Below are 23832 nucleotides of genomic sequence, written 5' to 3'. Positions count from 1 at the left end.
GTCTAACAGCTAAACAATTTTAGTTGACAGACGAACTTACACTTATAATACAATTGCAATCTCCCAAAACAAAGGAGCTTGCATTTAAACAATTAGTATCGCTCTATAAAGAACGGTTGTATTGGCATATACGAAAAATTGTTATTTCACATCATGATGCAGATGATGTGTTACAAAATACTTTTATCAAAATTTTTAAAAATATTGATAGCTTTAAAAAAGACAGCAAACTCTATTCTTGGATGTACCGAATTGCAACCAACGAATCAATAACTTTTATTAATAAAAGAGCCAGAGAAAAAAACATTGACATTACAGATTATCAACAAGAACTTGTTTCTAATTTAGATAATGACAATTGGTTTACAGGAGAAGAGATTCAATTAATTTTACAAAAAGCAATTGCTACTTTACCTCAAAAGCAACAATTAGTTTTTAATATGAAATATTTTGATGAAATGAAATATCAGCAAATATCTGAGATACTAGAAACCTCAGTAGGTGCCTTAAAAGCATCTTACCATATTGCCGTAAAAAAAATAGAACAATTTATTAAAAACTATAATTAAACCTTTTAATAAAATTAAAGTCTTACTATAGAGATGGATAAAGAGACAAAAAATATAACCGATTTTATAAACCAAAAAACAGGTAAGAATACAGGGTTTTTAATTCCTGAAAATTACTTTGATGAACTAGAAGACAATTTTACCTCAGAAATAACTATTAGAAGCCTTTCAAAAAAAGAAGCTTATACAACCCCATCTAATTACTTTAATACTATTGAAAATACTATTTTAACTAAATTAGATATAACAACATCAAAAGAAACAAAAGTTATTTCTTTACAAAAAAGAATACTACAATTTGTTCCATTATCAGCAGCGGCAGCTGTTTTATTATTTATAGGTTTAAATTATTTTAACACTAACAATACAAACACCTTTGATGATATAACTTATACTGAAATAACATCATGGTACGAAAATGGATACGGAGAAACCTATAATACTGATTTGGCAACTTTTTTAGAATCTGAAGATTTTGAAGATGACTTTTTAACATCTATAAACGATAATAATTTAGAAAATTATCTAGACAATATTGACGAAGCTACATTTATAAACGAAATTGAATAATGATGAAAAAAAATATACTCTTACTTTTTTTAATGCACATTGCATTTTTAAACAGTTTTATCACTAAAGCACAAACAAAAAAAGATAGTTCAGATAAAATTCGCGCATATAAAATCGCTTTTTTAACTGAAAAATTAAACCTGACAGAAACTGAAGCTCAAAAATTTTGGCCTATTTATAACAAATATGACAAAAAAAGAATAGAACTTCACAAAGAAGAACGTTTTAGTATAAAGAAAAAAATATTAAAAAAAGGAGGTATTGATGAATTATCAGAAAAAGATTCACAACAAATTTTAAAGACAATTCAATCTATTAATAAACAACAGCATGAAGTAAAAACCTTGTTTCAGTACAAGTTATCAAAAATATTATCTTCTAAAAAAATACTTACCTTAAAAATAGCTGAACATGAGTTTAATCGAAAACTTATGAGAAAGTATCGTGCTAATAAGAATAAAAAAAGAAGCTAAAAGCTTCTTTTTTTATTCTTATTTTTTTACCAAGGCTAAACAAACATATAAATTAGGTTTGTTTGCTGTATATTCTTTTAACCAAATTGTTAACTCATTTACTTCATAAGGTAACAATCTATTTAATGCTTTTTCTAGTTCTCTACAAAATAAATCTGTATTAAAACTTACTTTTCTAAGTACAGTTTTTGTGTACTCATACATTGCTCTTGCCATGTTTTTAAAAGGGGGTTAATTGTTTCATTATTACAGAACGTAATTTACAAAAAATTATTCCTTTACAAATGTTAAAATTTTACAAAAAAAGCCGACACTTAAAAAAGTATCGGCTTTAAACATTTAACTTACAAACAATTATAAGTTATTTACCTTTTCTATTAAAGCATTTGCTTTATCTTCTAATTCAACGCTTATCGCTTTAAAATGAGCTTTTTTATTTTCAACATTCTTAGCGTTTATTTTTACTATTAAAGTATCAAACGTTTCAAAAACTTCATCAACAATTGCTTCTGATTTATCTACATCTACATTAGGGTTTAATTGCGCTGTTAATCTACAGATGTCAATAATATCTCCTAAAGTGTAATCAATATCTTTTTTTAAGTTTTTAATGCTTGCCATAATTATTATATTTTTTGCAAAATTAATCGATTTTATCTAATTGAGCTTGAAATTTATCAAAAAATTGCCCGATATGAAATCCATCAACCAAAGCATGGTTTACATTTATTGCGACGGGCATTATTTTTTTACCACTTTCAACTTTTATTTTACCAAAAGACAATTGAGGCACACTATCGTTTTTATTTCCTGAATATGGTTCTTTATGTGCTGTAAAAGACACCCATGGTAAAGCAGAACAATGTATGCAGCCTAAGGAGTATTTTGGAGGAAATAAATCGGTAGAATTTAAAATACGTGCTTTTTCATTTTTAAAATTAAGGCTAAATTCTTCAAAATTATTAGAAAAACCAATATAAGAAAACCCAAAGGTATTATCTAACCTAGCTATTGTTGCTGAAGCATTTATTGTTTCGTAAATAGCAATTTTATCATCTTCAATTCTATATTTAAAATTTTCAATTGCGTTAATAGCCATCATACAAGCATGTAGATAACGAACAAAAAATGATTGTTTGTTTTCTTTTGCTGATTGATAACATTTAGACACATCAACATCAGCTACAATTCCAAAAGTTGGGTCGGCCAAATTTTTAAAGTGATTAAAATGCTGTTTTCTATTCCACTTTTCAATATCTAAATACTTCATCTACAAGAAATTTAATACATCTGTAATTTTAGAAACTGTTTTATAATTATCAGATTTTTGCTCTTCACTAACTTCTTCATGTGCCCAAGTAGTATGAAACGGTATATGAATTGCTGATGCACCAATTTTAACTAAAGGTAATACATCTGATTTTAATGAATTTCCTATCATTAATAATTCTGACGGATCAATATCTAAATGTTTAATTAATTTTAAATAATCTTTGTCTTTTTTATCACTCATCACTTCTGTATGATGAAAATATTTTAAAATTCCTGATTTTTCTAATTTACGTTCTTGATCTAACAAATCACCTTTTGTTGCAACAATCAACTTATACTTACCTTGTAACTTTTGTAAAACCTCTTCTACTCCATCTAATAAATCAATAGGTTGCTCAAGCATTTCTTTACCTATTTCAAGAATTTTATTTATTGTATTTTGATTTACTTTATTATTTGATATTTCTAGTGCACATTCAACCATCGACAAAACAAATCCCTTTACACCGTAACCGTAAATTTTAAGATTATCAATTTCTTTTTTATAAAGCTCTTGATGAATTTTATTTTCAGTTTCGTAACCAGATAATAGTTTAGCAAATTCATTTTCGGCATCTCTAAAATAGGTTTCATTTACCCAAAGTGTATCATCTGCATCAAAAGCAATTACTTTTATGTTAGTCATTTTCTAGTTGTTTTATTGCTTTTTCTAAATCTTCTGGAGTATCAATACCAATACTTTCAACCGACGTTTCTATCATTTTTATTTTTTTTCCAACTTCTAAATACCGAATACACTCTATTTTTTCGGAAGCTTCAATTGGGGTCATTGGGGTATGATAAAAATCGATTAATGCTTTTTTTCTAAACGCATATACACCTTTATGTTTGTAGTAAGTAACTTTCAAATCTTTATCTCGATGAAAAGGAATAACGCTTCGCGAAAAGTAAATGGCAAAATCATTTACATCAGTAATTACTTTTACATTATTCGGATTTTCAACATCTTCAATATTTGTCATTGCTACTTTTAAAGACGCTAAATCTATTTCTTCTTTGGTATCTTCTTTAAAAGCCTGAATTAATTTTGATAAAGAAATGGTATCAATAAAAGGTTCATCTCCTTGTACATTTACCACAATATCAACTGGTAAATTTTCAACAGCTTCAGCAATTCTATCCGAACCACACTCGTGGTCTTTTTTACTCATTATCACTTTTCCGCCTGCCTCTTGCATTGTTTTAAAAATAACATCAGAATCAGTTACCACATATACTTCATCAAATAATTTTGTTGTAACAGCTGCTTCATAAGTTCTAACAATTACCGGTTTTCCTCCTAAATTTTTCATTAATTTTCCAGGAAAACGAGATGCATTGTAACGTGCAGGAATCATTGCTATTATTTTCATAAAATCTGTTTATTTAGACACTTCAAAGATACGTATTTAAACAGTTTTTAAAACTTTATAAATACTCACTTATTAAAAGTTTAATATTAATATCTTTTTATTTTTTAACAAAAACTTTTGTTACATTTGAGGTACACTATGAATACACTTTTACGTACATATACCACTACTTTACACATTATTATTTTAATAATGTGTAACACCCGTATGCAAAAAAAATATGTGTATATAAAAAGTGCTCCAAAAAAAAGACTTAAACAGCGGTTTTAAAATCCGATATTTAATACAAACTACAAAAGGTGCTTTTTATAAAAAGCACCTTTTTTTATTTAACAACATTTTAAATTTTATATAACTATGAACATCTTAAAAATTACCAAGCAAATTAACATGTATTTACAAACTACAATGTTTTTAATACGAAATGTCTTTTTTTCAACACCTAAACTTCCACCTATAAATCCTTAAAAAAATGAATACTTACATAGAACTAAAAAACAATCCTTCATATTTTATTGTTAACAAAAAACAGGTTAATAAAAACAAAACGCTAAAAACTTCAATCTTATACAACAAAATTGAATCGAGCGTAAACTCTTCACTAACATATTATAAAAACTCTTTAAACTTAAGTTTTAAAAACATTGAGTTTGATATTATTAAAAATGCTTATCTAAACGATAAGCTTATTATAAAAAATAATATAAAAAAATTAAGTGATACCGAAGTTATACTTTATATAACCGTATCTAAAAAAGAAGAAAAAAAACAAGACATTATATGTAAAGCTACATTTGGTTATAGCTTACAAAAAATTGCTTAAAATTATTTTTATGAATTACAGGCTTAATAATTTTAAGCCTGTTTTACTTTATATACACCTCTAAAAGTTTTGCATTTTGGGTTATAACATTAATCTTTTTTATACAAGCAGGTATTAAAATTGTTTCACCCATTTGTAGTTTTTCTTGTTGATTTTTATACTCAAATATCGCAGTTCCTTCTACACACATATAAATCACAAAACTGTCTTTGTCTTCATGATTTGGCATATAATCTTTTGTTAAATGTAAAAAATTAGTAGTAAAATATTTACAATCTACAATATTAGATGGGTTGTTTTTCTTTTTAAGATATTCTGCCTTATAATTTGATTTTGCTGAATAATCAATAGCATCCAAGGCTAAATCTACATGCAAATCTCTTTCTTTACCTTGATTATCTCTTCTACTCCAATCAGAAATACGATAGGTAACATCTGATGTTTCTTGTATTTCTGCTAACAAAACACCTTTACCTATAGCGTGTACTCTTCCTGCAGGCACTAAAAAAGTATCTCCTTTTTTTACAAAATCAACATTTAATAGTTCTAATTCATTACCTGATTTTATTGTCTTAGAAAAAGATTTTTTATCTGACTCTTCTGAAAAACCAACTATAATTTTTGCTTTTTTATCAGCATTCACCACATACCACATTTCTGTTTTACCTAATGAATTATGCCTTTTTTGTGCCAAAACATCATTAGGGTGTACTTGTAAGCTTAGTTTTTTCTTGGCATCAATAAATTTAATAAGTAACGGAAATTTATCTTTAAAAATTTGATACACTTTTTCACCTAAAACGTCTTGTTTAAACTCTTTTATAACCTCGTTTAAACTTTTACCTTTTAGTCTACCATTAATAACTAGTGAAACATCATTATCAATATCAGAAATTTCCCAACTTTCTCCTATATCAGTTCTATCAGACTGCTTATTTAATATAGTTTTTAACTTTTCTCCTCCCCAAATTTTAGATTTCAAAATTGGTTCAAACCGTAATAATTGATGTATCATATATTAATCTCCGCTATAAGTTACGTAATTTCTTGGTGTTTCATACAAGGTAACTTCTAAGTCTAATTTTTCAGGAATACTTACACGTAATTTGTTAAATATTACAACGGATATATTTTCTGCAGTAGGGATTAAATTTTCAAAATCAACAACATCTAGGTTTAAATTTTTATGATCAAAAGCATCTTCAATTTTAGTTTTAATCAAATCTTTTAATTTACCTAAATCATATACGTAGCCAGTTTCTGGGTTTATTTCGCCTGTTAAAGAAACAATTAATTCGTAATTATGTCCATGATAATTAGGATTGCTGCATTTATTAAAAACTTCAAAATTTTTCTCGTCAGACCATTTCGGATTAAACAATCTGTGAGCGGCGTTAAAATGTGCTTTTCTATGTACAGTTACTTTAGGCATTTTTTAATGTTTCGTACGATTCTTTAAAAATAATTTTAAACCAAGCTGTATAAATTTCTGGTTTATCTTCTATGTCTTTTTTTACCGCCTCTAAGGTCATCCATTTATATGACTCAACTTCTTCTTTATTAATATTTGGGTGTTCATTAAAATCACCAACCATTACATGATCTAGTTCATGCTCTGTTAATCCGTTATCAAAAGGTGCTTTGTAAATAAAAGAAAAAACTTCTTTTAGCTCACAAACAAAACCCATTTCTTCTTGTAACCTTCTTTTACCAGCGGCTAAATTTGTTTCTCCACTTCGTTGATGAGAGCAACAGGTGTTAGTCCATAATAAAGGCGAATGATATTTATTAGCTGCTCTTTGCTGCAACATCAGTTCTTTTTTATCATTAAAAACAAAAACCGAAAAAGCTCTATGTAATAATGCTTTTTCATGAGCCTCAATTTTCTCCATTAACCCTATTTGATTGTCTTGCTCGTCTACTAATATTACCTGTTCTTTCATTGATTAATTTTACGAAAAACAAACTTACAAAATTGATTGCAGTTCAACAATTAAACCTTTTGAACAGTTCGCATTAAACTGTATCTTTGCAAACTAATTTTTATAGATGAGTTTTTTAGAAGAAATACAGAAACGACGTACATTCGGAATTATATCGCATCCAGATGCTGGTAAAACAACTTTAACCGAAAAATTATTACTTTTTGGTGGTGCCATTCAAGAAGCCGGAGCTGTTAAAAACAATAAAATAAAAAAGGGAGCAACTTCCGATTTTATGGAAATTGAACGTCAGCGTGGAATTTCGGTAGCTACTTCGGTATTAGCTTTTATCTATAAAGACAAAAAAATCAACATTCTTGACACACCTGGTCACAAGGATTTTGCTGAAGATACTTTTAGAACTTTAACTGCTGTTGATAGCGTTATTGTGGTAATTGATGTTGCCAAAGGTGTTGAGCCACAAACCGAAAAATTGGTAGAGGTTTGTAGAATGCGTAAAATACCAATGCTCGTATTTATAAATAAATTAGACCGTGAAGGTAAAGACGCTTTTGATTTATTAGACGAAGTTGAGCAAAAATTAGGCTTACGCGTTACTCCAATGAGTTTTCCTATAGGAATGGGATATGATTTTAAAGGTATTTATAATATTTGGGAGAAGAAACTAAACCTTTTTTCTGCAGAAAATAAAACCACTATTTCTGAAGGTGTGGTTTTTGACGATTTATCAAACCCACAGTTAGATGAAATTATTGGTGAAACTGCTGCCGAAACCTTGCGAGAAGAATCAGAATTAGTTTATGAAGTATATCCTGAATTTAATCAAGATGAATATTTAGCTGGTGATTTACAGCCTGTCTTTTTTGGTTCTGCTTTAAATAATTTTGGTGTAAAAGAATTGCTAGATGCTTTTATTGAAATTGCACCACAACCACAACCTAAAAAAGCGGAGGAACGTTTAGTGGATTCAAAAGAAGATAAATTAACAGGATTTGTGTTTAAAATTCATGCAAATATGGATCCTAAGCACCGAGACAGACTAGCGTTTATTAAAATTGTTTCAGGTACTTTTAAACGAAACTCTCCATACCTTCATGTTCGTAATGGTAAGAAAATGAAATTTTCGAGCCCAAATGCCTTTTTTGCTGAAAAGAAAGAAATTGTAGACGAATCTTTTCCTGGCGATATTGTTGGTGTACACGATACCGGAAATTTTAAAATTGGTGATACTTTAACTGAAGGTGAAAAATTAAACTTTAAAGGAATTCCAAGTTTTTCTCCAGAGCATTTCCGTTATGTAAACAATGCCGACCCAATGAAATCTAAACAATTATACAAAGGTTTAGATCAGTTGATGGACGAAGGTGTAGCACAATTATTTACCATGGATATGAATGGACGTAGAATTGTAGGTACCGTTGGCGCCTTACAATACGAAGTTATTCAATATCGTTTAGAGCATGAATATGGTGCAAAATGTAGCTATGAAAACATTGCTGTTCATAAAGCTTGTTGGGTACAACCTGAGGATGAAAAAAACGAAGAATTTAAAGAGTTTAAACGCGTTAAACAGCGTTATTTAGCCAAAGATAAAGAAGGTAAACTAGTGTTTTTAGCCGATTCTGCTTTTACCATTCAAATGACACAAAGTAAATATCCATCCGTAAAACTACATTTTACCAGTGAGTTTGAATAGCCAATAATTGGCTTTTAATATTTTTTAGAAAATGGAAAACAAAAAACATTCTATCATTTCGAAGAACAAAGATTTTTTTTTAAAGACATTATTCTCTTTGCTCTTTCTTCTATGTTCTTTTTTCTCTTTTTCTCAACAAAACCTTTCCTTTTTAAAAGGAAAAGAACTACATAATAAAGTTCGTTTAAACTTTATTCCTGTTCAAATGCCTACGGATGAGTTTCCTAATTTAAAACCAACTATGGGATTGGCTGGTTTACATTATCAAATACCAATTAACGACTGGTTATATGGTGGTGCAGGATTTCATTTTGCTGTAACTGGAGACCAAGGAGGTTTATTTACCTTAGGTGCAGAAATTGGCGTAAACAAACAACTTTATAAAAATATTTATGTTGATGCCAACTTCCATTTTGGTGGTGGTGGCGGATATCGTAATTTGGTAAACGATGGCGGATTTATAAATCCAAATATTGGATTGCAATACAAAAAAAACAACTATTCGTTTGGGGTACAATATAGTCACTTAAATTTTTTATCAGGTAAAATAAAAAGCAATTCTGTTTCAATTTTTGTTGAAATACCGAGTGTTTTACGTTTTACCGATTACAATAAAGCTCATAAAAACTTTATAGCTGACAATCTTTCTTCAGATGATTTTTGGAGCAAGCCAATTGTAAAAAACGCACAACAAGTTCGTTTCGACTTTTTTAAGCCGATAGGAAATTCTAAAAAAGACAATGGCGATGATTTAACTGAAACCTTATATGTTATTGGATTTGAATATCAAAAATACATATCAGAAAACACCTTCTTATTTGCTCATACCGATGCTATTTACAAAGGTTTACGTGCTGGTTTTATGGATTTATTTTTTGGTGCTGGTTATCATCCATATCAATCAAAATACATTAATATTTTTACAAAATTAGGTATTGGTGCTGCAGGTGGCCGTGTGGCTCCTGAAGGTGGATTGATGATTTACCCTTCTGCAGGGATGGATTTAAAAATTTCAAAAAAACTAGCCTTAAGTGGTCATGCTGGATATTATGGTGCTGTTGACGGCGATTTAGAAGCTTATACTTTTGGATTTGGTTTAAAATATTTTGGCTTAAACGGAGGAACAACCAATGAAGAAAAAAATTACACCAATTTTTATACTCAAGGTTTACGAATTGAAATTCAGAATCAAACCTATTTTAATGTAGCTAAAACTGATGACGTTTACAATGCGACTGAAATTGATTTACAATTAATTGGTTTAAAAGTTAATTACGACCTTAATAAATGGCTTTACATTGCTGGTGAAGCAAGTTTTGCTTACGATGGTCGTTCGGGTGGTTATGCCCATGGTTTAGTAGGTGGTGGAATATATTCTCCCCGATTTTTAAACAACAAAATGCGTGGTTTTGCTGAGATGATGGCTGGTGCTGGTGGTGGTGCAGGTGTAGATACTGATGAAGGAATTATTATTCGCCCAACATTAGGCTTAAGCTATGATGTTAGCAAGAGTATTGCTGTTTTAGCTTCTGTGGGTAAATATTATTCGCCTTTTGGCAATGTAAAATCAAACAATATAAATATAGGTATAAGTTATAACTTATCAACCTTATCAATAAAATAACAAGTACATAGTTTATTTGCGCTAGGGATTGAAGTGGCATCCTTTTATGAAGAATGAATAAAAGATATAACGAAAAGCCCGCTCGAGCGCCCAAAATAATAGTTTAATTAGTAAATAATAGTAAAATGAATAACGGAATTTACGCAAAGTTTAAAACATCGAAAGGTGATGTTTTAGTGAATTTAGAACATGAAAAAACTCCTGGAACTGTAGGTAACTTTGTTGCTTTAGCAGAAGGAAATTTAGAAAATGACGCAAAGCCACAAGGAACTCCATATTATAATGGATTAAAGTTTCACCGTGTAATTGCAGATTTTATGGTGCAAGGTGGATGCCCTCAAGGTACTGGAACTGGAAATCCTGGTTATAAATTTGATGATGAAATTCATGCTGATTTAAAACACGATGCACCTGGTAAATTATCAATGGCAAATGCAGGTCCTGGAACTAATGGTTCTCAGTTTTTCATTACACACGTTGCTACACCTTGGTTAGACGGGAAACATACTGTTTTTGGAAGTGTTATTGAAGGACAGGATGTGGTTGATGCTATTGCCCAAGATGATACGATGGATGTTGAAATTATTCGTGTTGGTGAGGCTGCTGAAAAATTTAACGCTGTTGAGGCTTTTAGAACTTTTGAAGGTTCACGTGAAAAACGTGAGGCTGAAGAATTAGCAAAACAAAAAGAATTATTAGATTCTGTTGCTGCTGGTTATGATGAAACTGCATCGGGTTTACGTTATAAAGTTTTACAAAATGGTGACGGAAAACAAGCTACAAAAGGTGCTACTGTTTCTGTACACTACAAAGGTCAGTTATTAGATGGTACGGTTTTCGATTCGTCATATAAACGCAAGCAACCAATTGATTTTGCTATTGGTGTAGGTCAAGTAATTGCTGGTTGGGATGAAGGTATTCAGTTACTAAAAGTGGGCGATAAAGCCCGTTTAGTAATTCCATCTAACTTAGCGTACGGTGAAGCAGGTGCTGGAGGTGTAATTCCACCAAATGCAACGTTAATTTTTGATGTTGAATTAATGGATGTAAAATAACACTTGCGTTCTTAATTAAATATATTTATAAAGCTCTCTATTGAAAAATAGGGGGCTTTTTGTTTACGCTAAATTAACTTTCTTAACAATTATTATCATTTTTATTAAAACACATATTACAATTACATAAACTCTAAATGGGGTTGATTTTTCATCTTTACAATGTAAAAAAACAACAAATGAAAAAAATTATCCCCCTGATTATTATTAGCATATTCTGTTTTAACTACACAAATATTTACAGTCAAGCTGTTTGTGAAACTCCGACCGAAAATGTTATCGATTTAAATGAAATATCTATAAAAAAATGTGATATTAAAGAAGAAAAAACTACAACTAGAAACATTATTAAAACTAAAGTTTCTAGAAAAAGGATGAATCACAGAAATAGAAAAATTGATAAAAAACAAAATAAATTAGCCACTTCAAAAAAAGTGTTATTTACGTTAGTTGAAGAAATTCCGATGTTTGAATCTTGTAAAAAATCAACAAAATCCTCTAATAAAAAATGCTTTAAAAGAAGGATTAACAAGCATTTTTCCAAAAACTTTCATATAGAAAAATTTGGTGATAAAATGATTAAGGATAAAATTTTTATACAATTTAGCATTGATCTTTATGGTAAAGTAATAAATCCACAAATTAAAAGTAAAAATAAAGATAAATTACTTCATAAAGAGTTAAGCAGAATACTTTATAAACTACCAAACTTTACCCCTGGTAAAGAAAAAGGGCTTCCGGTTATTGTTACTTATTCTTTTCCATTTAACTTAACATTAAACTAAATAATATTACGTTATTTTATTAATAAAGAAAATATTAACAAAACAAGTTTTTTTTTAGAAATAAAGTAATAAAAAGAATATTATTATCATAACAAATCTATATTTTACACATAACACAGGTAATAAATTATAACATAAAAACAGCACCTTAATAAACTAAAAAAACAAACTTACTACAATAAAAACGTAGCTATCAATACATTAAAATAAAAATAAGTTTGATTATATAATATTTTTTCATATTTTTACATCATTAATAAAAGTTAACGACTCTTGTTAACCCCTTAAATAGAGTTTGATTATGAAGAAATTTCCCTTATTAGTTATAGCCGTACTTATGTCTATCACTGCTGCTGCACAAGAAGTTTGTGCTACTTCTGATGAATCTATAGCAGATCCAAACAGTATTACAAAATGTGCTATTGAAGATACCGATGGTGGAGGTAAAAAGCAATTAACCATTGAAGTATCAACAAGAAGACGTGTTGTTCGTAAAAAGAATGAGGCTGTTTCTGCTATTGGTGGAAATACTACTTCTCAAAAAGTGGCGAATATTAAGAAAAATACTTTATTAGTTGGAAAACTTGAGTTAGAAGATAATTCTGAAACTATTGAAAGAATACCTTTTAACCTTGTTGAAGAAATTCCTTTATTTTCTAAATGTAACAATGTTCCATTAATAAAACAATCTAAGTGTTTTGAAACTCAAATGCACAAACATATTATAAAAAACTTTAGATATCCACAAGATGCTATTGATGCAGGTGTTCAGGGAAGAGTACTTGTACAGTTTACCATTGACGAACAGGGTAATGTTGCTACAATTCAAATGAGAGGACCTAAAGGAGGTTCTTCATTAGAAGCTGAGGCTAGTAGGATTGTAAATAAACTTCCAAAATTTATTCCTGGTAAACATAATGGTAAGGCTGTAAAGGTTAAATACGGTGTTCCAATTACATTTAAACATCCTGATGCGAGCGTAGTTAAAAAAACAACCAAAAGAGTAATAAAAAAAGGGATTAAGGCAACCGTTAAAAAAGAGAAATTAATTACTGACTTCGTTAAATTTAATGATGTACAAACTATTCCTTTATTTAATGCTTGTTTAAAAGCTAAAGATAGTGAGAAAATCAACTGTTTTAACAGCAGAATGATTAGTCATATTCAAAGAAATTTTAACTACCCAGAAGCTGCCGCTACACAAGGTATTGAAGGTAAAGTTTGGGTTCGTTTCATTATAGGTAAACAAGGTAAAGTAAGTAATATTAGAATGAGAGGACCTGAAAACGGAGAACTTTTAGAGCAAGAAGCAAAAAGAATGGTTTCTAAACTTGCTACTTTTGTTCCTGGTAAGCATGATGGAAAACTTGCTAATGTTGAATATTTTATTCCTATTAACTTTACATTACAAAATCAATAAAAAATTTTTACGTAAACAATAGAAAAAGAGTCTTAAATTATATATAATTTAAGACTCTTTTTTGTGATTAAAAAAATATATATTTTTACGTAAAAATATTAGTACAAAATTAAAATAGTTATACGTTCAGTAACTTGTAACACAACAAATCTAAATAAATAGAAGTTGATAGTTAGTTATTAATTTAGATTGATAAATTTTATGGCGCTAACTTAAAAGTTTGTAAGTTTTAAAATCTCAGAATTAAATTATTTGTAGTTTAATCCTGTTTTAAAATATAAACTCCCCTATTCCTGATTAACATGGTCAATTTTTTAGCACTTTCTCTAAGGCATAAAATACTGATTTCATAACCACATCAAGCGCGTTAGTAACTAGAGTTTATTTTTGATGTATTTTTTAATTTTTCCATTTAGGTTTTCTTATAAGTTTGGTAATGTAAATGATTATTCTAATTTTAATAAGAAAGATGAAAACACGGTGAGTGCAACCTAGTTGTTTTTCAACTTTTAATAACGTAAGAATACTTGGCTCTCATTTAATCTTTGAAACCTTTTAAAGCTGCTTTGGGCAGCTATTTTATTGATTTCTACATGTTAATAGTAAGCTTCTTTTACCAATCCAAACTACATAACAACAAAGGTTTCTTACCTAACATACAATATTGATTCGTTTAGTGAAAGTTAAGTAAAATAGTTTTATTGTATCAGTAACCCTATTAAATTGTCGGTTGCTGTAATTATTACCAAGTTTAGTGTCTTTACTTTTATAGTTATTTTCGTGATTTAAATGAATATCTAACTCATTTTCTAATAACTTTTTAATATCTTGTTTATGTAGCTTTTCTAAAAAAAAGGTTAACTCAAGTACATTCGTAATTTATTTTAAAAAGGTCTTCATTTAATAATTATTTTAGTTTTGATCCATGTAAAATTTAAAATTAATGAATAAAAAAACCTCAGATTATAATTTAATCTGAGGTTCTAAAACAGTTCCTTTTAAGTAGTTATATTTTGTTTAGTAATCTATTTTTTTAATGTAGCTCAGTTTAGTTTTCCAAATAGTTAATTTAGTTTTAAATTCTTCTATTCCCTTTCTAACATTTAGTACTAACGGGTTATCATCTTTAGCATTTGAAATAAAACTTAGATTATTTTCTAATTGCTGAATATCTTTTACACATTCATCTATCTTTTTACGGATAAAGTATTGTTCATTATCTATTTTTTTAAAATCTTCTTGCGACAAATAAGTATCAATGATGTTTTTAAACTTCATCATTTCAATCTCATTTTTACTCATATCTAAGTTGCCTAAATGTGCATCTATTGCTTTATTAAATTTTTCATCTAAATGACGAGCATTTCTTGGCAAAGCACCTAAATCTCTCCATTTTAAAATATTTTCTTTTATCGTATCTAATGTTAAGTTTTCAGAAGATTTAATTTCTTCTATGTAAACTTTTTTTGCTTCTACAATGGCTAGTTGCTCTTTATTTTGCTCATTTTTTTGAGCATGAAACCTATCAAAATAATAATTACAAGCATTTTTGAATCGTTTCCAAATATCATCTGAAAATTTTCTTGGTACATGGCCAATTTTTTTCCAGTCTGATTGAATGCGTTTCATAGTGTTTGTTGCTTCAATCCAATCTTCACTATCTTTAATACTTTCAGCTAATTCTATTAATGCTATTTTATTTTTTAAATTTTCATTTTGAATATTTTTCTCTGCTTTATAAAAAACATTTTTAGCACTATTAAACTTTTTTGTTGCTTCTTTAAATTTTTGCCAAACTGCTTCGCTTTTATTGTACGGCAATTTTCCTATATCAAAATATTTTTTTCTTAATTTTTCAATTTCGACAATACTCTTTTGCCAATCACTATGTGATTTATTATTAGAAGTATCAAATACATTAATTTGATTTACTACCTCTAATTTTGCGTCAATCATTTCTTGATATTTAGATTTTAATTCTCTAAAATATTGATGACGTTTATCATGTATTTTTTTTGTTGCCTCACTAAACTTATTCCAAACATCTTCTCTATGTTCTTTACCTACTGGGCCTATTTCTTCTTTCCACAATCTATGTAAGTCTTGTAAATCTTTAAATGCTACATTTACATCTACTACATCATTCAAAGCTTCTGCTCGTGAAATTAACTTTAGTTTTTCTTCTAAATTATGTTTAAAATCTAACTCTCTAAAATCTTTATTTAAATGCAATAGGTCATAAAAACGCTCAACGTGATGATGATATATTTTCCAGGTATCGTTATATTTTGTTTTTGGAACTGGTCCAATTGTTTTCCATTTTTTTTGAATCTCTTGAAAATCATTATACATTGTTTTTGCATCTGCATTAACAATTAGTGCTTTTAACTCATCAATTAAGCTGTTTCTCTTGTCAAGGTTTTCCTTTAACTGTTTTTCTAACTGTGAATAATAAGCGTCTCTTTTAACCTTATACTCTCCTAATAATTTATTATATTCTGATTTTACTGGACTTGAAAACTGAAAATCTATAGAGTTTCCTCCTTCTGCTAAAAAAGCTTCCTTTTTTTCAGATATTAAGACACCAAATTTTGTATTAAAAGCATTTTTAAGTGCATCAACATTGGTTTTTAATTGTTGAACTTGATAATTATTCAATAACTTTTTTAATTCTTCAACCAACAACTCTAACTCCATTGCAGCATAATCTAACATTGGTATTGTGTGCTTCTCCTCTGCTTTTTCAGCTTCGTTTGCTACTTCGTTCTCTACTTCATTTACTGCATCATTAGTTTGTTCTTTAATGACTGAATTTTTTTGAACTGTTGGTTCTTGTATTATTTCCTCGTTATTTTCTAACATATCTACAATGTTTGGGTTCCTTTTAGATTTATTTTATAAATATACGGATTCTTATAGAATACCAAATTTTATTTTAAACTAGTTATCACTATTCCATATCTTCCAAGCTTTTTCGGCTTGTTGCTCTAGCATTTCCAATCCATTCTTTACTACTGCCCCTTTTTCTTTTCCTTTTTTTAAAAACATCGTTTCAGTTGGGTTGTATATTAAATCGAATAATAAGTGCTTACTTGTTATAAATTCATAAGGAATACTTGGAAATTCTTTAATATTAGGATGTGTACCTAAAGGTGTACAGTTAATTATTAAATAATTAGACTGAATAATTTTACTAGTTACATCTTGATAAGAAATTTCTTTCTTTCCCTTAGGATTCCTTGATACAAATTTATATTTTATATTTAGTTTTTTTAACACATAAGCTATTGCTTTTGAAGCACCACCTGTTCCTAAAATTAATGCTTTTGTATGATGTGCTTTTAATAAAGGTTTTAATGATTTTTTAAAGCCATATACATCTGTATTAAACCCTTTTAGTTTTCCTTTTTTTGATATTTTTACTGTATTTACAGCTCCTATTTTTTGTGCTTTTTTATCTATTTTATCTAAAAAATTAAAAACTTCTAATTTATACGGAATCGTAACATTCATTCCTTTTAAAGTACCTTTGTATTCTTTTATTTTTTCAGGAAGTTGATTGATTGATTGAATATCAAAATTTATATATTCACTATTATCTAATTTCAATTTTTTAAACTTTTCTGTAAAATATCCCTTAGAAAATGAATATGAAATATTTTTGCCAACTAAAGCGTAAGTACTTTTATTTTCTTTTTTTTCCATAAAAATCGATTATTAAAATTAAGGCAATACCTAAAAGAATAAACATGATTGAAATCCATGTTTGAGTTATTGAAAAATCAGGAATAAAACGTTCGTAGTTTTCAACTATTTTATTTCCTTTTTGATCTAATAAAAAGTTTTTGTTTTTTATTTTAAATATTGTTTTTTTCCATGGCCAAACAATACCTAAAGAGCCGGTGATAAATCCGATAATTATTGCTGTTACAATTTGGTTCCATTTTTTTAAAACATATCCTAATATATGAGACATAGATACCAATCCAAAAGCTGATCCTGCTGTAAAAACAGTTATAATTTTTAGATATTTAATTTTTGTTTGATCTTTTAAAACTTCAAAATTACCAGATAAAACATTTACTAAAACCCCTCCTAAAACATTTACACTATCAACTAATAATAATACATAATTACCTAATAATATTAAAATAAATGAGCCTGATAAACCTGGTAAAGTCATTCCTGAAACACCAATAATTCCACAAATAAACACAAACCAAAGATTGTCATTTTCTTTTGCAGGAGTCATAAAACTAATAAATATTCCGATTGAAATACCAATAATTAATGAAATAACGTTTTTAAGTTTCCAATCATTAAAATCTTTTGAAATGTAATAAATAGATCCTATTATCATTCCGAAAAACCATGACCAAACATAGCCTTCATAATTTTTTAGAAAATAATCTAAAATTAAAGAAATACTAAAATAACTAAACATACTTCCAAGCATCACCAATGCCAAAAATTGCAAGTTCGTATATTGTACAAAGCTTTTAAACCTACCTCTTAGCAAAAGCATAAAGGCTTTACCATTTATTTTTTGAAAAGAATAAATAAGCTCATTATAAAACCCCATTACAAAAGCAACCATACCGCCTGAAACCCCAGGAACTTTGTTTGCTCCTCCCATAATTAATCCTTTAAAAAAAAGACTAGTTTTTTCAGATAAAGTACGTTTGATATACATCTTTATTTATTAGATAACTAAAATATTATTGCTGCTTTACTGCAATTTTTTCGAGTATTAAAATTAATACGAATCCTATAATTATTAGTGCAGATGCATAAATTATTTGCGAGTCTCCTTCATAAGAAAAAGGAGAAATAGAAAGTTCGTTAAAAGGTACTTTTTCGCCATGGGAATTTGTTCTAAAAGTTAGTACTTTTTTCCATGGCCATATTTTATTTAAAGAACCAATTATAAAACCTGTTAAAACCGCTAACGTGTAATTTTTATAGTTTTTAAATAAGTACTTTAAAATTCTAGAAAAAGACAATAATCCAATAATAGCTCCTGCTCCTATAGCTGCTATAGTTGTAATATTTCGATTATTTACTGCTTCTAAAACGGGTTTGTAAGCTCCTAAAAGCACTAATATAAAAGAACCTGAAATACCTGGTAAAATCATCGCACAAATTGCTATTGCACCTGCAAAAAACATAAAAAGTGTTGAGGAATTTTCAGATATCATAGGATTTAAAGTGGTAATATAGTATGCTAATACAGCTCCTAAAATAGCTAACACAACCGTTATTATATTCCATTTTGTAATTTGTTTAGCTATATATATTATACTTGCTAAAACTAATCCAAAGAAAAAAGACCATAATAAAATTGGATGGCTTATTAACATCCAAGAAATTACTTTTGCTAAAGATATAATACTGATAAAAACACCAACAAAAAGAGATGCTAAGAAGTTACCATTTAACTGTTGCCAAGCTGCTTTTACTCCTTCTTTTTTTAATGTTTTAAAAAGTGTTAAATTAATATTACTAATTGAGTTTAGTAACTCTTCATAAATTCCTGAAATAAAAGCAATAGTTCCTCCTGAAACCCCAGGAACAACATCTGCAGCTCCCATTGCCATTCCTTTTAACATTATTACAAGGTAATCTTTACTTGTTCTGCTCATATAAATTGATTAATCTTTTTTCTTTGCTGGTTTAAATTTAATTAACTTATTTTTTTTAAGTTGTAATGTGTCTATTTTTATTGATTTCTTTTTTTTCTTTAATCCTAATTTTTTACCTAAATCTGATAAGTTATTAAAATTAACCTGATATGAAAGACCAATACCTTGTGTATAACCTTCTTCTTCTGTAGAGTATTGCACTTCGTTTTGTCTATTAAAAACAGTACCTCTTAAACTACCTTCTTCATTTAATAACACCTCTACTTTTACTTCGCCAACTACACTTGTTTGGGTATTTGCTCCAACAGGAACACCTACTTTACCATTTACTAAAACGCGGTCACTTAATTGTGTTGTAATAGATACATCAACCTGATCATCTGATCTTAAATCATTTACATTACCTCTATCTCCTTGCGTATAACCTAATCCTAATTGAAACTTATTATCTTTATTATTTAACATATCTGTTAAAATACTTGATGCTATTTCTGAGGCAGTTCCTGTTAAACCAGAAGCTGCGCTATTACCTATTGCATCTTCATTATAAAAGGTTCCGAAAGCTAATAAAAAAGAAAAATGTTGCATTTTCGTATTTAAATCGTTTCCGTTTAATATAAACTCTAACTCAGAGGCAACTGTAGAGTTTGCGTTTGGAATTTTTATATCAAATTCTTGTTTAGAATTAAATAGACCTCCTGTTATTTTTGTGTATAAGTCTATCGGTATTTTACGGTTAGAATTAATATTATCTAACAATTGTGCTGGATTTGCTTTGGTTTGGTAAATGGCGGTTAAATCTAATTCTGCTTCATACGGATTACCATTCCACGCTATGGTTCCTCCTTTTTGAACGGTAAAAGGTTTTGATATTCCTGCGTATTTAAAATTATATAGTCCTTTGTCTATTTCAAAATCGCCATACATTTTAAATTTACCTAGCGTATTTATATCAATTCTTAAATTACCTTCACCACTACCTTTTAATTCACTCCCAGACACTTTATCTATAACAACCTGTGCAATAGCATCTTTAGTAACTTCTAAATTAATTTTTAAATCGAGCCCCTTTATATCTTTAATACTTTTGTTTATTTTTTCCTCATTTGGTTTACCTGTTTTAAAACGGATTAATTTATAATTATCTATCGTTTTTACATCGTTTAAAGGTATTACAAACACTGTCCCTTTATTTGTTTTTCCTTCTACAACAATATCTAAATTATTTGTAAGTCCTCTAATTTCGGCATTCCCATTTAAAAATCCAGTTCCGTAGTACGATGTTTCTTCTTTCTCTTTTGTATCTAATACTAATAAATTATCAGTATCTATATCTAATTTTAAATACCAATCTTTAAAGTTTTGGTGTGCAATATAACCTGATAAAGTTCCTTGAGTTTGATGCTTTGTATCCTCTAATAAAACGTTATCTAATTTAAATTGCTGCTCTTCTAAAACAATACTTGTGTTTCCTTTTAAATCAAAATCGATATTTAAATACGGAAATGTTAAACCAGCTTCTTCAAAATTCAAAACCCCTTGAAAATCAGGATTATTTAAATATCCTTTTGCTGTAAAATCTCCTGTTACTTTTCCTCTAAGTTTATCTAAAACTTCTTCTCCTAAAGGACTAAAAGCAGCTATTTCATATTCTTTTAAAGAAACATTTAAATCAATTGTTGGCTTTTCTTTTGATAAATCTACCCCTCCTATTGCTGAAATATTTTTTGCCTTTTCACTTATTAAAGAAAGGTTTACTTTATATTTTTCATATGAATTATCACCTGTTACGTTTAATGCCAAGTCTCCTTGAGATGAATCATTTATATGAAAATTTTCTATCAGCAGATTTCCTTTGGGCGTTAATTTTTTATTTTCTTGTTTAAAATCAACACTACCACTTAGGTCTCCTGTTAATTTCAAATTATCTATTATAGGTAAAAAACTACCTAATTTTACCTTATTAAAATCAGCTTTTAAGTCTTTGTAAGTGGTATCTCTAACAATTCCTTTAAATTGAATTTTTTGCTGTCCAGATTCGAGTGTAAATGGACTTATTAAAAAATTATTTTCTTTTAAATCAAAAGTTACTTTATGTTCTTTGTTTTCTTTATTGTTAACAACCCAATCATACCCTTTATAGTTAAAGGTTGATTTTTGTAAGCCTACAACTGATTTTTGCAACTCATTAATTGTATAATAAAAATCTACATTAAAACTTTCTGTATAATCTATACCTCCTTTAAAAACAGATTTAAAATACAGGGTATCATTTTGTGTTCTATTTAATAAGTTTAACTTTTCTATATTGTAATATTTGGTATTAATTTTACCTGCGGTTAAATGGGTATTGTATAATGGATTTTTATTATCTAATCTTAATATTACGTCTTCTATTTCGTTTTTGTATGCATTTATTTGAGGCGATGTAAATGTTAGTTTTAAAGCATTTTTATCAGAATTAATTTTCCCTTTTAATCTTGTATTTTTACCAATGGATATATTGGGTAAAAACACATCAATAATTTGATTGTAAATTGTAAAATCAAAATCTAAAAATTGATTTGGAGTTACTTTGTTCGGTACATAATTTGTATAAACACTTCCTAAAGCATTTTGAGTTATTGGCATTAACTCTTCAAATGAAAACTTTCCTTTTAGCTCACCTTTAACAATATCTTCTGAGTTAACAGCTATGGTTTTAATACTATCTTTTACGGATGAATTTATTTCAAAAATTTTAAAAGGATATTGTGTTTTTTGATTTGTATACACTACATTTTTAAATATTGCTTTACCTATAATATCATCAAAAGTATTTCCTGAGATATTTAATTTGATTTTCCCTTTTAATTTTGCAATACTATCACGTGTAAATAAGTTTGTTTTTTTTAAATCAATTTTATCAATATTCGCTACAAAATCAAATTTATTTATTGCTGATGAAAAATCTGCTAATCCTTCAAAATTCATTTTAAAGTTAATGTCTCTTGCATCTAATAATCCATCAAATTTTTTATTTTGAAATTGACCATTAACGTTTAAATTTTTATATTCATAATTATTAAAACTAAGACTACTTACCTTTCCAATAATAATAGTATTTATATTATCTACATTAAACCCTCTACCATTTACATCAGCTTTTAGCGATATTTGGCCAAGTATAGGATCGTTAGTAAAAACTCCTAAATCAAATTTATCAAACTCTACTTCACCCACATAAGCTGCTTCATCAATATTATCTATTTCTGTTAATTGTAAGTCAGATATTATAGTACCAATTTCTGATTTTACAGAAAGTGTTGCATTCATTTGTTCAGGAGTAATCCTAACAATTCCATTAAGAGAAAAGTTTCCTAATCGCTGAAACTCTGATGGTAATGACTTACCCAATAAATTAGGAAGTACGTTTTTTAATTGAAAATAATTTGCCGTTACATTATCAAATTCAGCGTCAAAAACAAAACCTCTACTTGTTTTTATAGCATTAACAAACCCCATATTTCCAATTACTTTCATTCCATTTTTAGAATGAAGTTTAACATTATTGGCGCTAAAGTTATTTAATACACCTTCCATGACTCCTGTAAAATACAAAATATCATTTCCGTTTAATTCATTATATAATTTATTTAAATCTTTAATTGCAAGAGCACTTTTTGATAATTGTGCTTTAAAGTTTACCTTATCATTAAAATTAACGAAATCTTTACGGTTGTATGTTAATTTTATATCTCCTTGTAATTTTGAGGCATTGTTGGTTTCTAATAGTGTATTTTTAAAATCCATGTATTTTTTAGTGTACATAAAATCTGTAGAAAAATTAACTACCTTAATACCTCTATTTTCAGTAAAATTCATTTCTCTCATTTTAAGAGAAACATTAGGTCCTACAATTGAAAAGTTTAATAAATTACCACTTGCATTATAGGCTGCAAATTTTAATGGCTTTTTATCGTTTTCATCAAGTAATTTAAAAGTTAAATTTTCAATAGCAATTTTATCGCTTCCTAAAACAAAAGGAGTTGCCAAACTATCTCGTGGTTTACCATCTTCAAAGCTATCTAAAAAAACAGCCATGTTATCATTTTTTTCTCCTTTATAGGTTCTCATATTAAAATAAGCGCCTTTTAAAGAAGCTTCGCCTAAATCAACGCGATTTTCTAATACTTTTTTGGCATTTAGTAGTGAAGTGCTTAAATTTTGAACAAAAATAAGGGTATCTTTATGATGGTCTCTTATTTCAATTTCTTTTAACTGAACGCTTCCTAACCACGATAAATCAATTCTTTTTACAACAATATTAGTATTAAACTCTTTATTAACCCAATTTGTTGCTTCTTTTGCTAACTTACTTTGTACATAAGGTAATGATAGTAAAATAATAAGCAAGATTATAAAAAGCAACACGTACTTTAAGAATCTCCATAGTATTTTACCTAATTTTTTAATAATAGTACCTTTCATAAAATGACCAACAAATGTAATCAGCTAACTGCAAAAATGCTGCCTTATTTTAAAGAAATATTAATTTTAACGAAATTC

22 protein-coding genes are annotated in these 23832 nt (G+C 28.2%); 9 read left to right on the top strand and 13 right to left on the bottom strand.

Features of this window, described 5'->3' with window-relative positions; genetic code table 11:
* Positions 1-23 precede the first annotated feature (23 nt).
* Genes Q4586_RS03930 through Q4586_RS03920 form a run of 3 tightly spaced genes read left to right on the top strand, consistent with a single transcriptional unit; the run spans position 24 to position 1612 of the window.
* On the top strand, positions 24-569 hold the full coding sequence (locus Q4586_RS03930; protein ID WP_303526501.1) for an RNA polymerase sigma factor: 546 nt from the start codon (positions 24-26) through the stop codon (positions 567-569).
* A 33-nt stretch (positions 570-602) separates the two neighbouring features.
* Positions 603-1139, top strand: coding sequence for a hypothetical protein (locus Q4586_RS03925; protein ID WP_303526496.1), 537 nt, complete (start codon positions 603-605; stop codon positions 1137-1139).
* A complete protein-coding gene (locus tag Q4586_RS03920) occupies positions 1139-1612 on the top strand; it encodes a sensor of ECF-type sigma factor (RefSeq protein WP_303526493.1) in 474 nt (157 codons plus the stop codon). The genes Q4586_RS03925 and Q4586_RS03920 overlap by 1 nt, the downstream gene beginning before the upstream one ends.
* Before the next feature lie 18 nt (positions 1613-1630).
* Here the strand turns inward: Q4586_RS03920 and Q4586_RS03915 are convergent, their stop codons facing one another.
* The 5 genes from Q4586_RS03915 to kdsB all read right to left on the bottom strand — a co-directional run bounded on the left by Q4586_RS03915 (position 1631) and on the right by kdsB (position 4296).
* Positions 1631-1828 (bottom strand): hypothetical protein, encoded by a 198-nt coding sequence (locus Q4586_RS03915; RefSeq protein WP_068704210.1) that lies wholly within the window; start codon positions 1826-1828, stop codon positions 1631-1633.
* Positions 1829-1966: 138 nt separating this feature from the next.
* Entirely contained in the window at positions 1967-2233 is a 267-nt protein-coding gene (locus tag Q4586_RS03910) for a hypothetical protein (RefSeq protein WP_068704212.1), read from the bottom strand.
* 22 nt (positions 2234-2255) lie between these two features.
* Positions 2256-2882 (bottom strand): CatA-like O-acetyltransferase, encoded by a 627-nt coding sequence (locus Q4586_RS03905; protein WP_303526489.1) that lies wholly within the window; start codon positions 2880-2882, stop codon positions 2256-2258.
* Positions 2883-3569 (bottom strand): HAD family hydrolase, encoded by a 687-nt coding sequence (locus Q4586_RS03900; RefSeq protein ID WP_068704215.1) that lies wholly within the window; start codon positions 3567-3569, stop codon positions 2883-2885.
* Positions 3562-4296, bottom strand: a complete 735-nt coding sequence (gene kdsB / locus Q4586_RS03895) for a 3-deoxy-manno-octulosonate cytidylyltransferase (RefSeq protein ID WP_068704217.1) — start codon at positions 4294-4296, stop codon at positions 3562-3564. Before kdsB ends, Q4586_RS03900 begins: the two co-directional genes overlap by 8 nt.
* A gap of 472 nt (positions 4297-4768) precedes the next feature.
* Here kdsB and Q4586_RS03890 point away from each other — a divergent pair, with 472 nt between their 5' ends.
* On the top strand, positions 4769-5119 hold the full coding sequence (locus Q4586_RS03890) for a hypothetical protein (protein ID WP_271406027.1): 351 nt from the start codon (positions 4769-4771) through the stop codon (positions 5117-5119).
* A 43-nt stretch (positions 5120-5162) separates the two neighbouring features.
* On the opposite strand, the gene Q4586_RS03885 is transcribed toward Q4586_RS03890, so the two are convergent.
* The 3 genes from Q4586_RS03885 to idi are packed head-to-tail and all read right to left on the bottom strand — an operon-like array spanning position 5163 to position 7062.
* Positions 5163-6134, bottom strand: a complete 972-nt coding sequence (locus tag Q4586_RS03885; RefSeq protein WP_303526483.1) for a type I phosphomannose isomerase catalytic subunit — start codon at positions 6132-6134, stop codon at positions 5163-5165.
* Between the two features lie 3 nt (positions 6135-6137).
* Complete coding sequence (locus tag Q4586_RS03880; RefSeq protein ID WP_303526481.1) at positions 6138-6551, bottom strand: 6-pyruvoyl trahydropterin synthase family protein; 414 nt, start codon at positions 6549-6551, stop codon at positions 6138-6140.
* Positions 6544-7062 carry an isopentenyl-diphosphate Delta-isomerase gene (gene idi / locus Q4586_RS03875; RefSeq protein ID WP_303526478.1) on the bottom strand — a complete coding sequence of 173 codons (519 nt, stop codon included), beginning with the start codon at positions 7060-7062 and terminating at the stop codon, positions 6544-6546. The genes Q4586_RS03880 and idi overlap by 8 nt, the downstream gene beginning before the upstream one ends.
* 106 nt (positions 7063-7168) lie before the next feature.
* Between idi and Q4586_RS03870 the strand changes: the two genes are divergently transcribed.
* The 5 genes from Q4586_RS03870 to Q4586_RS03850 all read left to right on the top strand — a co-directional run bounded on the left by Q4586_RS03870 (position 7169) and on the right by Q4586_RS03850 (position 13642).
* Positions 7169-8758, top strand: a complete 1590-nt coding sequence (locus Q4586_RS03870; RefSeq protein WP_303526474.1) for a peptide chain release factor 3 — start codon at positions 7169-7171, stop codon at positions 8756-8758.
* A 31-nt stretch (positions 8759-8789) separates the two neighbouring features.
* Entirely contained in the window at positions 8790-10382 is a 1593-nt protein-coding gene (locus tag Q4586_RS03865) for a hypothetical protein (RefSeq protein WP_303526471.1), read from the top strand.
* Between the two features lie 125 nt (positions 10383-10507).
* Entirely contained in the window at positions 10508-11437 is a 930-nt protein-coding gene (locus Q4586_RS03860; RefSeq protein WP_068704226.1) for a peptidylprolyl isomerase, read from the top strand.
* 179 nt (positions 11438-11616) lie between these two features.
* Positions 11617-12222, top strand: coding sequence for a hypothetical protein (locus Q4586_RS03855; RefSeq protein ID WP_303526467.1), 606 nt, complete (start codon positions 11617-11619; stop codon positions 12220-12222).
* Positions 12223-12523: 301 nt separating this feature from the next.
* Entirely contained in the window at positions 12524-13642 is a 1119-nt protein-coding gene (locus tag Q4586_RS03850) for an energy transducer TonB (RefSeq protein ID WP_303526464.1), read from the top strand.
* Between the two features lie 1017 nt (positions 13643-14659).
* On the opposite strand, the gene Q4586_RS03845 is transcribed toward Q4586_RS03850, so the two are convergent.
* From Q4586_RS03845 to Q4586_RS03825, 5 genes are all read right to left on the bottom strand, one after another.
* Positions 14660-16504: a DUF349 domain-containing protein gene (locus Q4586_RS03845; RefSeq protein WP_303526462.1), complete on the bottom strand. Its 1845-nt coding sequence runs from the start codon at positions 16502-16504 to the stop codon at positions 14660-14662.
* A gap of 78 nt (positions 16505-16582) precedes the next feature.
* Positions 16583-17347 (bottom strand): shikimate dehydrogenase family protein, encoded by a 765-nt coding sequence (locus tag Q4586_RS03840; RefSeq protein WP_303526460.1) that lies wholly within the window; start codon positions 17345-17347, stop codon positions 16583-16585.
* Positions 17328-18335, bottom strand: coding sequence for a DUF368 domain-containing protein (locus tag Q4586_RS03835; RefSeq protein WP_068704236.1), 1008 nt, complete (start codon positions 18333-18335; stop codon positions 17328-17330). The genes Q4586_RS03840 and Q4586_RS03835 overlap by 20 nt, the downstream gene beginning before the upstream one ends.
* A 25-nt stretch (positions 18336-18360) precedes the next feature.
* On the bottom strand, positions 18361-19284 hold the full coding sequence (locus tag Q4586_RS03830) for a polyprenyl-phosphate transporter (protein WP_303526457.1): 924 nt from the start codon (positions 19282-19284) through the stop codon (positions 18361-18363).
* Positions 19285-19293: 9 nt separating this feature from the next.
* Positions 19294-23754, bottom strand: a complete 4461-nt coding sequence (locus Q4586_RS03825; protein ID WP_303526455.1) for a translocation/assembly module TamB domain-containing protein — start codon at positions 23752-23754, stop codon at positions 19294-19296.
* Between the last annotated feature and the right edge of the window lie 78 nt (positions 23755-23832).

Origin of the sequence: Tenacibaculum soleae (assembly GCF_030549005.1) — a bacterium.
GTDB lineage: Bacteria > Bacteroidota > Bacteroidia > Flavobacteriales > Flavobacteriaceae > Polaribacter > Polaribacter soleae.
This window is presented reverse-complemented; position numbering and strand designations above follow the sequence as displayed.

What these genes read in the sequence shown, in the direction of transcription:
- Q4586_RS03890 (WP_271406027.1), top strand. Translation starts at nt 4,769, where the DNA reads ATGAATACTTACATAGAACTAAAAAACAATCCTTCATATTTTATTGTT.
- Q4586_RS03860 (WP_068704226.1), top strand. Translation starts at nt 10,508, where the DNA reads ATGAATAACGGAATTTACGCAAAGTTTAAAACATCGAAAGGTGATGTT.
- Q4586_RS03830 (WP_303526457.1), bottom strand. Translation starts at nt 19,284, where the DNA reads ATGAGCAGAACAAGTAAAGATTACCTTGTAATAATGTTAAAAGGAATG.
- Q4586_RS03925 (WP_303526496.1), top strand. Translation starts at nt 603, where the DNA reads ATGGATAAAGAGACAAAAAATATAACCGATTTTATAAACCAAAAAACA.
- Q4586_RS03910 (WP_068704212.1), bottom strand. Translation starts at nt 2,233, where the DNA reads ATGGCAAGCATTAAAAACTTAAAAAAAGATATTGATTACACTTTAGGA.
- Q4586_RS03920 (WP_303526493.1), top strand. Translation starts at nt 1,139, where the DNA reads ATGATGAAAAAAAATATACTCTTACTTTTTTTAATGCACATTGCATTT.
- Q4586_RS03825 (WP_303526455.1), bottom strand. Translation starts at nt 23,754, where the DNA reads ATGAAAGGTACTATTATTAAAAAATTAGGTAAAATACTATGGAGATTC.
- Q4586_RS03855 (WP_303526467.1), top strand. Translation starts at nt 11,617, where the DNA reads ATGAAAAAAATTATCCCCCTGATTATTATTAGCATATTCTGTTTTAAC.
- idi (WP_303526478.1), bottom strand. Translation starts at nt 7,062, where the DNA reads ATGAAAGAACAGGTAATATTAGTAGACGAGCAAGACAATCAAATAGGG.
- Q4586_RS03905 (WP_303526489.1), bottom strand. Translation starts at nt 2,882, where the DNA reads ATGAAGTATTTAGATATTGAAAAGTGGAATAGAAAACAGCATTTTAAT.
- kdsB (WP_068704217.1), bottom strand. Translation starts at nt 4,296, where the DNA reads ATGAAAATAATAGCAATGATTCCTGCACGTTACAATGCATCTCGTTTT.
- Q4586_RS03865 (WP_303526471.1), top strand. Translation starts at nt 8,790, where the DNA reads ATGGAAAACAAAAAACATTCTATCATTTCGAAGAACAAAGATTTTTTT.
- Q4586_RS03900 (WP_068704215.1), bottom strand. Translation starts at nt 3,569, where the DNA reads ATGACTAACATAAAAGTAATTGCTTTTGATGCAGATGATACACTTTGG.
- Q4586_RS03885 (WP_303526483.1), bottom strand. Translation starts at nt 6,134, where the DNA reads ATGATACATCAATTATTACGGTTTGAACCAATTTTGAAATCTAAAATT.
- Q4586_RS03845 (WP_303526462.1), bottom strand. Translation starts at nt 16,504, where the DNA reads ATGTTAGAAAATAACGAGGAAATAATACAAGAACCAACAGTTCAAAAA.
- Q4586_RS03840 (WP_303526460.1), bottom strand. Translation starts at nt 17,347, where the DNA reads ATGGAAAAAAAAGAAAATAAAAGTACTTACGCTTTAGTTGGCAAAAAT.
- Q4586_RS03850 (WP_303526464.1), top strand. Translation starts at nt 12,524, where the DNA reads ATGAAGAAATTTCCCTTATTAGTTATAGCCGTACTTATGTCTATCACT.
- Q4586_RS03835 (WP_068704236.1), bottom strand. Translation starts at nt 18,335, where the DNA reads ATGTATATCAAACGTACTTTATCTGAAAAAACTAGTCTTTTTTTTAAA.
- Q4586_RS03870 (WP_303526474.1), top strand. Translation starts at nt 7,169, where the DNA reads ATGAGTTTTTTAGAAGAAATACAGAAACGACGTACATTCGGAATTATA.
- Q4586_RS03915 (WP_068704210.1), bottom strand. Translation starts at nt 1,828, where the DNA reads ATGGCAAGAGCAATGTATGAGTACACAAAAACTGTACTTAGAAAAGTA.
- Q4586_RS03880 (WP_303526481.1), bottom strand. Translation starts at nt 6,551, where the DNA reads ATGCCTAAAGTAACTGTACATAGAAAAGCACATTTTAACGCCGCTCAC.